At 71.8% G+C, this 17,869-nt stretch carries 1 protein-coding gene; it reads right to left on the reverse strand.

Annotated elements, in window-relative coordinates:
• Positions 1-5 precede the first annotated feature (5 nt).
• On the reverse strand, positions 6-17,786 hold the full coding sequence (locus J5X86_RS44995) for a type I polyketide synthase (protein ID WP_208522418.1): 17,781 nt from the start codon (positions 17,784-17,786) through the stop codon (positions 6-8).
• Between the last annotated feature and the right edge of the window lie 83 nt (positions 17,787-17,869).

Consider the following 17,869-nt stretch of genomic DNA (forward strand, 5'->3'; position numbering starts at 1 on the left):
TGTGGTCATGGATGATCCGTCCGCTCGATCCATTTCGCGGACAGATCCTGGAGCAGGGTCGAGATCCGCACCCGTGCCGCGCTTGCCGGGTCGAGGTCGAGGATCGACTCGTCGAGTTTGTTGAGCTCTTCGAGCACGAGAATGGCGGCCGCCGCGTCGTCCGGCAGCATTTCGGTGCGCAGATGGCGGGCGAGCTCGACGGCCGTGGGGTGGTCGAAGGTGAGGCTGGCGGGCAATTCGAGCCGGGTGGCCCGGGCCAGCTGGTTCCGCAGTTTCACGGCCGCCACCGAGTCGAAGCCCATATCGACGAAGCCCCGGTCCGGGTCGACCATGGCGGGCTCCGGATGGCCGAGGACCATCGCGACCTGGTCGCGGACCAGCTCCAGCAGGATCTCCTCCTGCTCGTCCTCCGACCGCCCGGCCAGCCGCTCCAGCAGCGTGGTCGCGGACACCTCGGCCGCCACGGGTTGATCCACCGGCCGCTGGGCCGGTTCAGTGCGGGCCGGGACCGCTGTCGCGGTGGTGACCCGGACCGCCTCCCCGGGCCCGGCGCATGCCGCGTCGAACAGGGCGAGGCCCAGGTCGGTGGAGACGGAGACCGCGGGCAGTCCGAGGGCCCGCCGGTATGCGGCCAGCGCGTCCGCGTACGCGGGGGTCAGTGTCCCGTCGGCGGAGGTGAGCAGCACAAGGCGGTCCAGCTCCAGGTCCCGCGTGGCGTTGTGCAGATTCCACGCCGCCTCCAGCCCCGACCGCAGCCGTGCCCGCAGGGTTTCCGGGGAGAGTGCGTGGGCCGGGGTCCGCTCCAGGTCCTCGGCCGCGGTGTGCACCACGCTCCGCAGTCGCGGAATCGTCTCCAGCAGCGCTGCCAGCGCCTGACGGTCCGCCGGATCGCACGGGGCGATCCGGACCGTCGCGCCGAGGGCTTCCAGCCCGGCCGTGTCGCCGTCCCCGGCCAGGACCAGGTCGTTCACGCCTCGCTCGACGATCAGGTGCCGGGCCACGTCCGTGACCGACCCGCCGGTCACCAGCACCGTGCCCGGACCCCAGGCGGACGGGTTCTGCTCGGTGACCGCCGCCGCGGCCAGCCCGGGTACCAGCACCGCCGACGCCCGGACCGCGATGCGGCCCTTCCCCACGGCCACCGCGGCGGGCAGCAGACGCAGGTCGGACGCATCGGTGTCGACGAGTGTGATCCGTCCCGCGTGGGCCGCCTGGACGCCCTCGACCAGCGACCACACCGCGGCCGCGGCCAGGTCCTCGACCTCCTCACCGGACGCCACGGCGAGCGCGCGCCGGGTCACCAGCACCAGATGTGCGGGGGTGAAGCGTTCCTCGTCCAGCCACGTCCGTACGGCAGCGGCGGCGCGGAGGGCCACCTCGGACGCCGTCGCGCCTTCGGACCCGCACGGGAGGAGCACGATGTCCGGCACGTCTTCGATGGCCGACAGGTCCGGATACACGGCGACCGGCGCGCCGAGCGTGTCCGGTTTCCAGGCGTCCGGGTCGCCGACGAGCCCCCACCGGACAAGGCCGAGGTCCGGTTCGGACGGCGTAGGACACACCGTCCACGCCGTCCTGAACAGTGACGCGTTGGCCTGCCGCAGCCGCTGCCCGGACACCGGGCGCAGCACCAGCGAGTCCACCGACAGCACGGGCGCACCGGCGGTGTCGGCCGCCTGGAGCGAGACCGTGTCCGGGCCGGTGGGCGCGAGGGTGACCCGCAGTCTCGTGGCACCCTCCGTATGCAGGGTGATCCCCGTCCAGGAGAACGGCAGATGGGTCCGCTCGGGCTCGGTGACCAGCCCGGCCAGCGCCTCCGCGCACAAGGCCCGGTCGAGCAGGGCGGGATGCAGGGTCCATCGCCCGGCCTCGGCCCCGGAGGTCTCCGGCAGCTCGATGTCGAGGAAGACCTCGTCGCCGCGGCGCCACGCCGGTGTCGCGGTGGACTCCAGCGGGCGGGCGCCGGTGGGCGGCCAGCTCTCGGTGTGCGGCGCCGGCGCGGGCGGCCGGCCGGCACCGAGGACGGCGGTGGCGTGGCGGACCCACCGCCGGTCCCGGCGGCAGTAGACGGTGACCGGGCGGCGGCCGGACTCGTCCGCGTCGCGGACGGACACCTGCACCTCGGCCCCGCCCCGTTCGGGGAGGACAAGGGGTTCATGGAGGGTGAGTTCGTCCACCGTCCGGCAGTCGAACTGAAGCCCCGCCTGGAGCACCAGCTCCAGGAAGCCGGTCGCCGGGAACAGGGGCACGCCCAGGGCCCGCTGACCGGTCGGCCAGGAGTGCGCGTCGGCGGAGATTCGGCCGGTGAGGAGGACTCCGTCCGCGTCCGGCAGCGGCACCGTCGCACCGACCAGCGGATGGTCCAGCGCGCCGAGCCCGAGACCGGCCGCGTCGCCGGGGGTACGGGAGGGCTCCAGCCAGAAGCGGGAGCGCTGGAACGCGTAGGTCGGCAGCTCGACGCGCCGGGCGCCGGGGAAGACGGCGGCCCAGTCCAGCTCCACCCCGTGGGTGTGCAGCTGGGCGAGGGCGGTGGTGACCGTGACCGGCTCGGGCCGGTCGGCGCGCAGGGTGGGGATGAACTCGGCGTCGGCCCCGGTGACCTGGGCCTGCGCCAGGGCGGTGAGGGTGCCGTCCGGTCCGAGTTCGAGGAAGGTGCCGGTGCCGAGCTTCCGCAGCCGGTCCAGCCCGTCGGAGAACCGCACCGTCTCACGCACCTGCCGCACCCAGTAGGCGGGAGAGCACAGCTCCTCCCCCGCCACCGAACCCGTGAGGTTCGAGACCACCGGTATCCGCGGGGTGCGGAAGTCCACGGTGGCGAGCACCTCGGCGAACGCGGTGAGCATCTCGTCCATCAGCGGCGAGTGGAAGGCGTGGCTGACCCGCAGCCACCGTGTCTTCACCCCTCGGGCGGACATTGCGTCGGCCACAGCGTTCACCGCGTCCTCGTCCCCGGACACCACGACCGACGACGGTCCGTTCACGGCCGCGAGGGCGACCCGGTCGGTGAGGAACGGCCGTACCTGGTCCTCCGGTACGGCCAGCGCCACCATCGTGCCGCCCGCGGGCAGCGCGCCCATGAGGCGGCCCCGGGCCGCGACCACCTTGGCGGCGTCCTCCAGCGACCAGAGGCCGGCCACATGCGCGGCGGCCAGTTCGCCGACGGAGTGCCCCAGCAGATAGTCCGGGCGCACACCCCAGGAGGTCACCAACCGGAACAGCGCCACTTCGAGGGCGAACAGGCCCGCCTGCGCATACGCGGTGGCGTCCAGCGCGCCGGGGGCGTCGGACACCACCTCGCCGAGCGGACGGTCCAGATACGGGTCGAGTGCGGTGCAGACCTCGTCCCACGCCGCCGCGAACACCGGGAACGTCTCGTACAACTCCCGTCCCATACCGGCCCGTTGCGCACCCTGGCCCGCGAAGAGCAGGCCCACCCGGCCGGGGCCGGCGGTGCCCAGGACCACGCCCGGCGTGGGCTCGCCGGCCGCCAGCGCGGCCAGTCCGTCCAGCAGTTCCGCCCGGTCCGCGCCGACCACCGCGGCGCGGTGCGAGAGTGCCGAACGGGTGGTGGCCAGCGACCAGCCCACGTCCACCGGGTCGGGTCCGGGGTGGGCGGCCAGGAAGGACCGCAACCGGGCGGCCTGCGCCCGCAGTCCGTGCTCGCCCCGGCCGGACAGCACCCATGGCAGCACCGCCGGGGCGGGCTCGGGTGCCGGCGCCGGATCGGCCCCCGACTCCGCGGGGGGCTGTTCGAGGATCACATGGGCGTTGGTCCCGCTCACGCCGAACGAGGACACCCCGGCCCGGCGGGCACGGGAGGCCGACGGCCACTCCACGGGCTCGGTCAGCAGCTCCACCGCACCGGCCGACCAGTCCACATGGGTCGACGGCTGGTCCAGGTGGAGGGTCCGGGGCAGCACCTCGTGCCGCATCGCCAGCACCATCTTGATCACACCGGCCACCCCCGCGGCCGACTGGGTGTGCCCGATGTTCGACTTGATCGAACCCAGCAGCAGCGGGCGTTCGCGCTCCTGCCCGTAGGTGGCCAGCAGCGCCTGTGCCTCGATCGGGTCGCCCAGGCTGGTGCCGGTGCCGTGTGCCTCCACCGCGTCCACGTCCGAGGCGGCCAGCCCGGCGCCGGCCAGTGCGGCGCGGATCACTCGCTGCTGCGAGGGTCCGTTCGGCGCGGTCAGGCCGTTCGAGGCGCCGTCCTGGTTGACGGCGGAGCCCCGTACGACCGCCAGGATGCGATGGCCGTTGCGGCGGGCGTCGGACAGCCGTTCCAGCAGCAGCAGGCCGACGCCTTCGCCCCAGCCGGTGCCGTCCGCCGCGTCGGCGAACGCCTTGCAGCGTCCGTCGGCGGCCAGTCCGCGCTGCCGGGAGAACTCCACGAAGATGCCCGGGTTCGCCATCACCGTCACCCCGCCGGCCAGGGCGAGGGAGCACTCGCCGGACCGCAGCGCCTGCGCCGCCAGGTGCAACGCGACCAACGACGACGAGCAGGCGGTGTCCACGGTGACCGCCGGCCCTTCCAGACCGAAGGTGTACGAGAGCCGGCCGGAGACCACGCTGCCGGCGCCACCGGTCAGGAAATAGCCCTCGGACCCCTCGGCCGCCTGGCCGGCTCCCGTTCCGTAGCCCTGCGATGCGGCGCCGACGAACACCCCGGTCTGGCTTCCCTTCAGCGACGCCGCCGGGATACCGGCCCGCTCCACCGCCTCCCAGGCCACCTCCAGCAGCAGCCGCTGCTGCGGGTCCATCGCGAGCGCCTCACGTGGCGAGATCCCGAAGAACCCGGCGTCGAACTCCCCCGCGTCGTAGACGAAGCCACCGGCGCGGACATACGAGGTGCCCGCCCTGTCCGGATCGGCGCTGTACAGGCCGTCCAGGTCCCAGCCGCGGTCGTCGGGCAGATCCGAGACCGCGTCACGCCCGGTGTCGAGCAGTTCCCACAGTTCCTCGGGCGAGGTCACCCCGCCCGGATAGCGGCAGGCCATCCCGACGATCACGACCGGGTCGTGGCCGGTGGCCGCCGGGGCGGCGGGCGGCGGCACGGCCTCGTCCACGGTGCCGTCCAGTTCCCGGAGGAGATGACCGGCCAGGACCGCCGGTGTCGGGTAATCGAAGATCGCGGTGGCCGGCAGCCTGACCCCGGTGGCGGTGCGCAGCCGGTTGCGCAACTCGACGGCCGTGAGCGAGTCGAATCCGGTCTCCGCGAAGGTACGCGCCGTGTCGACATCGGCGGGGGCGCCGTGCCCCAGCACGGTCGCCACATGCGTACGGACCAGGTCGAGCACATGCTGTTCGCGCTCGGCGACCTGCATCGCGGTCATCCGGTCGCGCAGTGACGACGCGTCTTCGCCCGAGCCCGCGCCGGTCGCGCGGCGGATCGGCGCGCGGACCAGACCGTGGAAGAGCGCCGGCAGCGCACCGGCGTCGGCCTGTGCCCGCAGCGCCGCGGCGTCCAGCGGTGTCGCCAGCACCACCGCCTCGGTGGCCGCCCTGGCGCTGTCCAGGAGGCGGAGCCCCTGATCGGTGGCGAGAGGCGTGGCACCGGCCCTGGCCATCCGGGCGAGATCCCGGTCCGACAGATGGCCGGTCATCCCGCTGCGCTCGGCCCACAGTCCCCATGCCACGGAGACACCCGGCAGCCCGGCGGCCCGGCGATGCGCCATCAGCGCGTCCAGCCAGGCGTTCGCCGCCGCGTAGGCGCCCTGTCCCGGGCTGCCCAGGACACCCGCGGCCGAGGAGAACACCACGAATTCCGCCAGCTCACGACCGGCCGTCAGCTCGTGCAGATGCCATGCGGCGTCCACCTTCGGCCGCAGGACCTCGCGCACCCGCTCCGCGGTGAGCGATTCCACCACCCCGTCGTCGAGCACGCCCGCGGTGTGCACCACCATCCGCAGACCGGGCATGGTGTCCAGCAGCCGGGCCAGCTCGTCCCGATCGGCCACATCACAGGCCACCACCCGCACCTGGGCACCCGACTCCCGCAAGGCGGCGGTGAGTTCGGCCGCGCCCGGGGCGTCCGGCCCCCGCCGTCCGGCCAGGACGACGTCCCGTACCCCGTGCCGTTCGACCAGGTGACGGGCGACCAGCCCGCCCAGGGTGCCGGTGCCGCCCGTGATGAGCACGGTGTCCCGCTCCCGCAGCGGCTGCGGAACGGACAGCACCAGCTTGCCGATATGGCGTGCCTGCGAGAGGAAACGCAGCGCGTCGCCCGCCTGCCGGACGTCCCAGGACCGGGTCGGCAGCGCGGTGAAGACCCCCTGCTCGAAGAGCGACACCAGCAACTGGAGCAGTTCCCCGATCCGGTCGGGGCCCGCGTCCATGAGATCGAACGCCTGGTAGCGCACCCCGTGTTCGGCGGCGACGTGCTCACCGTCGCGGATGTCGGTCTTTCCCATCTCCAGGAAACGTCCGCCGTCGGCGAGCAGACCGAGCGACGCGTCCACGTACTCGCCCGCGAGCGAGTTCAGCACCACGTCCACCCGGTCGAAGCGCTCGGCGAACTCCAGAGTACGAGAGGAGGCGATCCGGTCGTCGGCCACTCCCCCGGCGCGCAGCGTGTCCCACTTCCCCGGGCTCGCGGTGGCGTACACCTCCGCGCCGAGCCAGCGGGCCACCTGCGTCGCGGCCATGCCCACCCCGCCCGCGGCCGAGTGCACCAGCACCGATTCACCGGACCGGAGACCGGCCAGGTCCATCAGGCCGTACAGGGCGGTCAGGAACACCACTGGCGTGGCCGCCGCGTCGGCGAACGACCAGCTTTCCGGCAGCCGCGCCAGCAACCGGTGATCGGTCAGCGCCACGGGGCCGAACGCGCCGGAGAACAGGCCCATCACCCGGTCACCGGGCGTCAGGCCGGACACGCCGGGACCGATGTCGAGCACCACTCCGGCGCCCTCGCTGCCGATGACGTCCTGGCCGGGGATCATGCCGAGGGCGACCACGACGTCCCGGAAGTTCACCCCGGCCGCGTGCATCGCCACCCGCACCTGTCCGGCGCCGAGGACACCGGCGGCTTCCGGACAGGGGACGGCGGCCAGATTCTCCAGCGTGCCCTGGCTGGTGACGTCCATCCGCCACGGCGTCCCGTCCCCGGCGGCCGGGGTGGTGGCCGAAGGGGTGAGCGGAGCCAGCCGAGGCGTCAGGACACGGCCACGGCGCAGTGCGAGATGCGGATGGCCGGCTGCCACCGCGGCGGCCAGCACCGTACCGGAATCCTGGTGGCCGTCGTGGTCGACCAGGACGAAGCGGTCCGGATGCTCGGCCTGTGCGCTGCGCAGCAGGCCCCAGACCGCCGCCGCGCCGAGGTCTTCGACGTTCTCGCCGGGAGCGGTCGACACCGCGCCACGTGTCAGCACGGCCAGCCGCGACCGGGCGCGGCGCTCGTCGGCGAGCCACCGCCGTATCGCCGTCAGCGCCCGGCCGACGACTATGGACACGGCGTCACCGGCCGACTCGCAGGGCAGCACCACGACGTCGGGTACGGCGGTGTCCGGTCCCAGGTCGTCCCCCAGATCGTCTCCCAGGTCGTCGAACTCCACCGGCGCCTGGGCGGCCGTCGTGGTCGGCAGCGCCGTCTCGGCCCAGTCCACGCGGTACAGCGCGTCCTGGTCCATGCCCCGGGGGTCCGCGATCTGACGGCCGGACAGCGGACGCAGCGCCAGCGACGCCACGGACAGCACCGGCGCGCCCGCCGGATCGGCCACCTCCAGCGACACCGCGTCCGGACCGGCCGGGGACAGCACCACGCGGATGGCGGAGGCGCCGACCGCGTGCAACGCCACTTTGCTCCAGGAGAACGGCAGATACGCCTGGCCGGGATCGGTGAGGAACCGGCCGAGCCCGACTCCGTGCAGGGCGGCGTCCAGCAGGGCCGGATGCGCACCGCACCGGGCCGCCACGTCCTGCGCCGTCGGCTCCAACGTCACCTCGGCGTATATCTCGTCGTCGCGTGTCCACGCGGCACGCAGCCCTTGGAAGGCGGGGCCGTATCCGTGACCGCGCTCCGCCATCGCCTCGTACATCCCCGAGACGTCGACGGGCCGCGCGCCCTCGGGCGGCCACACCTCCAAGGATCGGGCCGGCGTGGTGGCGTCCGGGGCGGCTGTGACGCTGAGGGTGCCCGAGGCGTGCAGCAGCCACTCCCCGGCGCGGCACGAGTGCACCGTGACCGGCCTGCGGCCCGACTCGTCCGCCGCGGAGACGGCCACCTGCACCTGGACACCGCCCTGCTCCGGCACCACCAGCGGGGCCTGGATGGTCAGCTCCTCCACCACCGGGTGGCCGAACTGCTGACCGGCCTGCAGCGCGAGCTCGACGAAGCCCGTGCCGGGGAAGACCACCGTGCCCCGCACCCTGTGGTCCGCCAGCCAGGGCTGTCCGGCCAGGGAGAGCAATCCGGTCAGCACACCGCCCTCGGTCCCGGGCAGCGGCAGCACCGCGCCCAGCAGCGGGTGCTCGATATCGCCGAGCCCCAGACCGGACGCCTGGGTCACCGCCCGCACGGGTTCGAGCCAGAAGCGTTCCCGCTGGAAGGCGTAGGTGGGGAGGTCGACCGTGCGGGCGCCGGCGAAGAGCGGACGCCAATCCACGTCGACGCCGTGGGTGTGGAGGTCGGCGAGGGCGGTGAGGAAACGGGCGGGACCGCCGTCGTCGCGGCGCAGCGATCCGGTCACCACGATGTCGGTGTCGACGGCGTCGGCGGTGTCCTGGATGCCGACGGTCAGCACGGGGTGCGGGCTCACCTCGACGAACACGGTGTGGCCCTGGTCCATCAGGGTTTCGAGGGTGCTCTGGAATTCCACCGTGTGCCGAAGGTTGCGGTACCAGTAGTCGGCGTCGAGTGCGCGGGGGTCGGTGAGCCGTCCGGTCACCGTCGAGTGGAACGCGATCTGCCCGGCGCCCGGCCGGACCGGCGCCAGGACCTCCGCCAGCTCCCCTCGGATCTGCTCCACCTGTGGGGAGTGCGAGGCGTAGTCCACCGGGATCCGCTTGGCTTCCGGGAACTCCACCAGCACCACGTCCAGTTCCTCGACCGCACCGGACACCACTGTGGACGCCGGACCGTTCACCGCCGCCACCGACAGCCCCGGACGGTCACGAAGCCGGTCAGCAGGCACCGGGACGGACACCATCCCGCCCTGGCCCGACAGGGCCAGCAGCGCCTTGCTCCGCAAGGCCACCACCCGCGCCCCGTCCGCCAAGGACAGACCACCCGCCACACACGCCGCCGCGATCTCGCCCTGTGAATGACCCACCACCGCCGACGGCACCACACCGTACGAACGCCACAACTCGGCCAGCGACACCATCACCGCCCACAACACCGGCTGCACCACATCGACACGGCCCAGCGCTCGTTCATCCGCCAGCACATCGAACAGCGACCAGTCAGCGAACGGGGCCAGCGCATCGGCGCATTCACTCATCCGCCGCGCGAACACCGGCGAGGACTCCATCAGCTCCAACGCCATCCCGACCCACTGCGACCCCTGCCCCGGGAAGACGAACACCACCGAGCGCCCGGGCTGGGCAGCGCCGCCGGTCTCGATGGCGTCCAGCCCCCGTCGTAGCTCCGCGAGGTCCGCGCCCACCACCACGGCACGGTGCGACTGAAGCGAACGGCCGGCCACCAACGTCCATCCGACATCGGCGGGATCCAGCCCCGGATGGGCATCGATGAAGGACGTGAGGCGTTCGACCTGGCCCCTCAGCCCGGCCTCGCCGGCGCCTGACAGCACCCACGGCAGGGGCAGCGCCCTCCGGTGCTGGTCGGGCAGCGACTCGGGCGCCGACTCCGGCAATGGCCCGGACGCCGACTCCGGCAACAGCCCGGGCACCGGCTCCGACCCGTCCACCGCATCGGGCCGGGCCGCCACCGGCCCCTGTTCGACGATCACATGGGCGTTGGTGCCGCTGACCCCGAACGAGGACACGCCCGCCCGGCGCGGAGCGCCGTCCCGTGGCCACTCCCTCGCTTCGACGAGCAACGCGACCTGGCCCGCCGTCCAGTCCACATGGGGCGACGGCTCGTCGACATGCAGGGTTCGCGGCAGTACGCCGTGTCGCATGGCCATGACCATCTTGATCACACCGGCCACACCTGCGGCCGCCTGCGTGTGCCCGATGTTCGACTTCACCGAACCGAGCCACAGTGGCTTGTCCTCGGGCCGTTCCTGACCGTACGTGGCAAGCAGCGCGTGTGCCTCGATCGGGTCGCCGAGGCTGGTGCCGGTACCGTGCGCCTCCACTACGTCGATGTCGGTGGCGGACAGGCGGGCGTTCGCCAGCGCCTGGCGGATCACCCGCTGCTGCGACGGGCCGTTCGGCGCCGTCAGGCCGTTGGAGGCACCGTCCTGGTTGACGGCGGAACCACGCATGACTGCCAGCACCCGGTGTCCGTTCCGCTCGGCGTCGGACAGCCGCTCCACGAGGAGCATGCCGGCGCCTTCGCCCCAGCCGGTGCCGTCCGCCCCCGCCGCGAACGCCTTGCAGCGTCCATCGGCCGCCAGTGCGCGCTGGCGGGAGAATTCCAGGAAGGCCGCCGGGGTGGCCATGACGGTCGCGCCACCGGCCAGGGCCAAGGAGCATTCGCCGGAGCGCAGGGCCTGCGCGGCGAGATGCAGTGCGACCAGAGACGACGAGCAGGCGGTGTCCACGGTGACCGCCGGGCCCTCGAGGCCGAAGGTGTACGCCAGCCGGCCCGAGGCGACGCTGGCGGCGCTGCCCGTGCCCAGATAGCCCTCCGCGCTCTGCGGGGCCCCGCTCGCCAGAGCGGCGTAGTCCTGGCCGTTGGTCCCGATGAACACACCGGTCCGGCTGCCCTTGAGCGTGGCGGGGGACATATGGGCGCGCTCGAACGCCTCCCAGGCGACCTCCAGCAGCAGCCGCTGCTGCGGATCCATGGCGATCGCCTCACGCGGCGAGATCCCGAAGAACCCCGGGTCGAACGCGGCCGCGTCATCGAGGAAGCCGCCCGCCCGGACGTAGGAGGAGCCAGGGTGGCCGGGATCCGGGTCGTACAGCTCGGCCAGGTTCCAGTCACGGTCCGCCGGGAACTCCGATACGGCGTCGCGGCCCTCGGCCAGCAGCCCCCACAGGTCCTCCGGCGAACTCACCCCGCCGGGGAAGCGACAGCTCATCCCGATGATGGCGATCGGTTCGTCGTCCACCGGGCGTGGCGCCACCGGGACCGGTGTCCGGCCGGCCAGGCCCAGCGCCTCCCGGCACACATGCTCGGCGAGCGCCGCCGGGGTCGGGTAGTCGTAGATCACGGAAGCCGGGAAGCGTGCCCCGGTGGCCGCGGCGAGCCGGTTCCGCAGCTCCACCGCGGTGAGCGAATCGAAGCCGATTTCCTGGAAGGGCCGGGCCGGATCGATCGCCTCGGATGCCGCGTGGCCCAGTACGGCGGCCACATGCGTGCGGACGAGGTCCAGTACGGTGGCAGTCCGTTCCCGCTCTGCCATGGCCTCCAAGCGAGTGGCGAACGCGTCGGCCGCCCCGCTGCCGGCCGGCCCGGTCGGCACGGATACGTCCCTGAGCAACTCCCTCAGCAGCGGGCTCGGCCGTGAGGCGGTGAGCCGCGCCCCGAAGGTCGCCCAGTCGATATCGGCCACCATGACCGTGGTTTCATCAGCGGCCAGCACCAGCCCCAGGGCGGAGAGCGCCGACTTCGGATCCATGCCCTGCGACCGCGCCACTCCCGCGGCCATACCGGAATCGGCCCAGGCTCCCCAGGCCACCGATGTGGCCACCAGTCCCTCGGCCCGGCGCCGCTGGGCCAGTCCGTCCAACGCCGCATTGGCCGCCGCATAGCTCCCCTGGCCCGGATTGCCCACGGTCCCGGCGGCCGAGGAGAACAACACGAACGCGTCGAGACCGGTGTCACGGGTCAACTCGTGAAGATGGCGTGCGCTGTCCGCCTTGGCCCGCATCACGTCGCGGATCCGCTCCGGGGTCAGCGATTCGAGCACACCGTCGTCGAGGACACCCGCCGCATGCACCACGGTACGCAGATCCGGAATCGTCCCCAGAAGAGCGGCGAGCGCTTCGCGATCGGCGACATCGCACGCCACCACGCGCACTCGGTCCCCCAGCTCGGCCACCAACTCCGCGACGCCAGGTGCCTCGGCCCCCCGACGGCTCGTCAGCACGATCCGCTCCACGCCGGTATCCGCCAACCAACGCGCCACATGCCGACCCAACGCCCCCGTACCACCCGTGACCAGCGCGGTACCACGACCACGCCATGCGACCGACGCCGCGGCGGTCGGTTCCGCCCGCGTCAGACGGGCGGCCCACGTCCCGGTGGCGCGGATGGCGATCTGATCCTCACCGGTGTGCCCGGCGAGGATGGCGGCAAGCGCCTCCCCCGCGTGATCGTCCATGACCGCCGGCAGGTCGATCAGCCCGCCCCAACGGTCCGGATGCTCCAGACCGATCACGCGGCCCAGCCCCCAGACTCCGGCCTGGTCGGGCTCCACCAGGTCTCCGTCCGCCACGGAGACCGCCCCCCGGGTGACACACCACAACGGCGCGTCGACCCCGGCGGCCACGAGGGCCTGCAGCAGCGACACCGTCGCCTCGACCGACAGCAGCGACACCACACCGGCAACCGCCACATCGCCCGGCTCCACCGCCGTCACGACCCGGACATCCGCCCCGGCCGACCGCAGCGCGACCGCCACATCGGCACCGTCAGTACCGTCAGCATTCGGCTCGACCACGACCAGCCAGGTGCCCGTCAGCACCTCCCCGGACGGCACACCCGTGACCGGCGTCCAGCCAAGCCGGTAGCGCCATGCGTCGACCACCGACTGTTCCTGCTGTGTCCGCCGCCACGACGCCAATGCAGGCAACGCGGCACTCAACGACTGTTCAGCATCGACCCCCAGAGCCTCCGCATCACCACGCTCGACCGCATCCCAGAACGCCGCGTCAACGGCGCTGGTCGCGGGCTGGACCGCCGCCGACTCCAGCCAGAACCGCTCACGCTGGAACGCATACGTCGGCAAATCAACCTGCCGAGCACCCGGAAACACCGCCGCCCAGTCCACCTCCACACCCCGGACGAACAGCCCACCCAGAGCGGCCATCGCGGTAAGGGGCTCCGGACGATCCGGACGCAGTACGGCCAGTCCATCGCCACCGGCCAGAGCGGACAGCGTGCCGTCGGGACCCAGCTCCAGGAAGGAACCGACACCCAGCCCACGGAGTGTGTCGAGCCCATCGGCGAACCGGACGGTCTCCCGCACATGACGCACCCAATACTCCGGCGAGCACAACTCCTCACCCGCCACCACACCCGACACATTCGACACCACCGGCACACTCGGAGCCCGGAACTCCACCCCCCGCAGCACCTCACCAAACTCCGCCAGCATCCCATCCATACGCGACGAATGAAACGCATGACTCACCCGCAACCACCGCGTCCGCACCCCCCGGCTGATGAACACCTCCTCGACAGCGCGTACATCCTCCTCTTCACCGGACAAGACCACCGACTCGGGACCGTTCACCGCCGCAACCGCCACGCCTCCGGTCAGCAGCGGCCGTACCTCATCCTCCGACGCCGCCACCGAAACCATCGCCCCACCCGACGGCAACGCCTGCATCAGACGACCGCGTGCCGCCACCACCCGGGCGGCATCCTCCAACGACCACACACCCGCCACATACGCAGCAGCCAACTCACCAATGGAGTGGCCCAACAGGTAGTCCGGCTTCACACCCCAGGAAGACACCAACGCGAACAACGACACCTCAAGCGCAAACAAACCCGCCTGCGTATACGCCGTCTCCCCAATCAACTCAGCCTCATCACCCCACACCACCTCACCCAAAGGCCGCTCCAAATACCGGTCCAGCTCCCCACACACCTCATCCCACACCCCCGCGAACACCGGATACGCCTCATACAACCCACGCCCCATCCCCAACCGCTGCGACCCCTGACCCGCAAACACCACACCCAACCCACCACCCACCGGAACACCCACAACCACCGAACCCAACCCACCCAACAACTCATCACGACCCGCACCCACCACCACCGCACGATGCGACAACGCAGAACGAGCAGCCACCAACGACCACCCCACATCCGCGAGATCCCATTCGGGGTTGTCCGCCACAGACCCGCGCAACCGCTCCACCTGCGCGTACACCGCGGCCTCGCTCTGACCGGACACCACCCACGGCACAGCGGGCAGCCCAACACGCTCGCCCCCAGCCTCCACCACCCTGGGCGCCTGCTCCACGATCACATGCGCATTCGTCCCACTCACCCCGAACGCCGACACACCCACCCGACGCGGCCGATCCACATCCGGCCACACCACCTGCTCAGTCAGCAACTCCACCCCGCCAACCGACCAATCCACATGCGGCGACGGCTCATCGACATGCAGGGTTCGCGGCAACACCCCATACCGCAACGCCATCACCATCTTGATCACACCAGCCACACCCGCCGCCGCCTGCGTATGACCGATATTCGACTTCACCGACCCCAACCACAACGGCCGACCAGGATCGCGATCCTGACCGTAGGCTGCCAACAACGCCTGCGCCTCAATCGGATCACCCAGCGTCGTCCCCGTACCATGCGCCTCCACCGCATCAACATCACGAGCAGCAAGCCCGGCGCTGGCCAACGCCTGCCGAATCACCCGCTGCTGCGACGGACCATTCGGCGCCGTCAACCCATTCGACGCACCATCCTGATTCACCGCGGAGCCGGAAAGCACGGCCAGCACCGGGTGGCCGTTCCGCTCGGCGTCCGACAACCGCTCGACCAGCAGCATGCCGACGCCCTCGGACCAGCCCGTCCCATCAGCACCGGCGGCGAAGGACTTGCACCGGCCATCGGCGGCCAGCCCACGCTGACGCGAGAACTCCACAAAGGTGGCGGGGGTCGCCATCACCGTGACCCCGCCTGCCAGGGCGAGGGAGCACTCGCCCGACCGCAGCGCCCGTACCGCCCAGTGCAGCGCCACCAGCGAGGAAGAACACGCCGTGTCCACCGTGACCGCTGGGCCCTCCAACCCGAACGTGTAAGCCACCCGGCCGGACACCACACTGCTCGCGTTGCCGGTCAGCCGATATCCCTCGGAGCCTTCCGGGGCCTGCCCGTCTCCGCCGCCATAGCCCTGCGCGGACGCGCCCACGAAGACACCGGTCTGGCTGCCCTTGAGTGTCGACGCCGGGATTCCGGCCCGTTCGAATGCCTCCCATGACGCCTCCAGCAGCAGCCGCTGCTGCGGATCCATCGCCAGCGCCTCACGCGGCGAGATCCCGAAGAACCCGGCGTCGAACTCGGCCGCGTCATGGAGGAAGCCACCCGAGCGGACGTACGACCGGCCCGAGCGAGTGGCGTCGGCGTCGTAGACACCGGCCAGATCCCAGCCACGGTCGGAGGGGAAGTGCGATACGGCGTCGTCGCCGGCGCTGACCAGCCGCCACAGTGCCTCCGGCGAGTCCACACCACCCGGGAAGCGGCAGCTCATCCCGACGATCACGATCGGATCGTCGTCCACGGCACTCGGCGTGTGCGGTATCCGTATCTCTTCGGCCAGCCCGAGCGCCTCCCCGCACACATGCTCGGCGAGCGCCGCCGGGGTCGGGTAGTCGAAGATCACGGAGGCCGGGAATCGGAGCTGGGTAGCCGTACTGAGCCGGTCCCGCAGTTCCACGGCAGTCAGCGAGTCAAAGCCCAGCTCCTGGAACGTCCGGTCGAGGTCGACCGCGGTGGGGCTCGGGTGACCCAACACCTCGGCGGCATGGGTCCGTACGAGCTCCGCGACCGCACGATCCCGCTCCTGCCGCGACAACCCGCCGAGCGTGGCGGCGAATTCACCAGCCGTCGATGCGATCGGCTCGGACGTGTCGGCTATCAGTTCGCTCAGCAGTGGACTCGGACGCAGGGCCGTAAACCTCGCCCCGAACCGCTCCCACTCCACATCCGCCACCACGATCGCCGTCTCGCCATCACACAACGCCCGCCGCAACGCCACCACCGCCGCACCCGGCGCCATCCCCGACACACCACGCTCAACCAGGAACTCCTCACCCCCAACAGCCATACCACCCCCATCCCACATACCCCACGCCACCGAAGTCGCCACCAACCCAACACCACGACGCCGCCACGCCAACCCATCCAAAAACGCATTCGCCGCCGCATACGCCGACTGACGACCACTCCCCCACACCCCCGCCACCGACGAAAACAGAACAAAGGCATCCAGATCGGCGTCCGTCAGTAGTGCGTCCAGGTGCGCCGCTCCGGCAACCTTCGACCGCACGCTCTCCTCGAACTCATCGGATGTCAGGCTGTCCACCGCACCCCAACTTGGCACCCCCGCGGCGTGCACGACGACCCGGAGATCGGGAATGGCAGCCAGCAGCGCCGCGACCGCGTCCCGATCGGCGACATCACACGTGGCCACAGTCACCTGGACCCCGAGCTCCTCCAGCTCGGTCACCAACTCGGTCGCACCGGGGGTCTCGATCCCCCGTCGGCTCGTCAGCACGATGCGTTCCACACCGGTCCCGGCCAGCCAGCGCGCCACATGACCGCCCAGCGCACCCGTACCGCCGGTGATCAAGGCGGCTCCCCGGCCATGCCATCCGGCGGACCTGTCCGCCGCCGGTGTCACCCGGGTCAGCCGGGCACCCCACGCCTCAGCGGCACGGATTGCCACCTGATCCTCCCCGGTGTGCCCGGCGAGAACCCCGGCCAGCAAGGAGCCCGCACGCCCATCCACCTCCGTGGGCAGGTCGATCAGCCCGCCCCAACGGTCCGGATGCTCCAGACCGATCACGCGGCCCAGCCCCCAGACCGCCGACGCATACGGATCCACCACATCCCCGTCCGCCACGGAGACCGCCCCCCGGGTGACACACCACAACGGCGCGTCGACCCCGGCGGCCACGAGGGCCTGCAGCAGCGACACCGTCGCCTCAACCGACAGCAGCGACACCACACCGGCAACCGCCACATCGCCCGGCTCCACCGCCGTCACGACCCGGACATCCGCCCCGGCCGACCGCAGCGCGACCGCCACATCGGCACCGTCAGTACCGTCAGCATTCGGCTCGACCACGACCAGCCAGGTGCCCGTCAGCACCTCCCCGGACGGCACACCCGTGACCGGCGTCCAGCCAAGCCGGTAGCGCCATGCGTCGACCACCGACTGTTCCTGCTGTGTCCGCCGCCACGACGCCAATGCAGGCAACGCGGCACTCAACGGCTGTTCCTCGTCAACGCCCAGCGCCTGCGTATCACCGCGCTCGACCGCATCCCAGAACGCCGCGTCAACGGCGCTGGTCGCGGGCTGGACCGCCGCCGACTCCAGCCAGAACCGCTCACGCTGGAACGCATACGTCGGCAAATCAACACGCCGAGCACCGGGGAACACCGCCGCCCAATCGACCTGGATGCCCCGCACATACAGCCCGCCCAAAGCCTCCATGACCGCGATCGACTCCGGACGCCCCGGACGCAGTACGGCCAGTCCATCGCCATCGGCCAGAGCGGTCAACGTGCCGTCGGGACCCAGCTCCAGGAAGGAACCGACGCCCAGCCCACGGAGTGTGTCGAGCCCATCGGCGAACCGGACGGTCTCCCGCACATGACGCACCCAATACTCCGGCGAGCACAACTCCTCACCCGCCACCACACCCGACACATTTGACACCACCGGCACGCTCGGGGTCCGGAACTCCACCGACCCAAGTACCTCGCCGAACTCCGCCAACATCCCGTCCATACGCGACGAATGAAACGCATGACTCACCCGCAACCACCGCGTCCGCACCCCCCGACCAGCCAAGACATCCGCGACGGCACGAA

Origin of the sequence: Streptomyces sp. NEAU-YJ-81, assembly GCF_017592595.1 — a bacterium.
Lineage (GTDB): Bacteria > Actinomycetota > Actinomycetes > Streptomycetales > Streptomycetaceae > Streptomyces > Streptomyces hygroscopicus_B.

Excerpts from the sequence above, each read along its gene's own strand:
- J5X86_RS44995 (WP_208522418.1), bottom strand. The coding sequence starts at position 17,786 with ATGGACGGGATGTTGGCGGAGTTCGGCGAGGTACTTGGGTCGGTGGAG.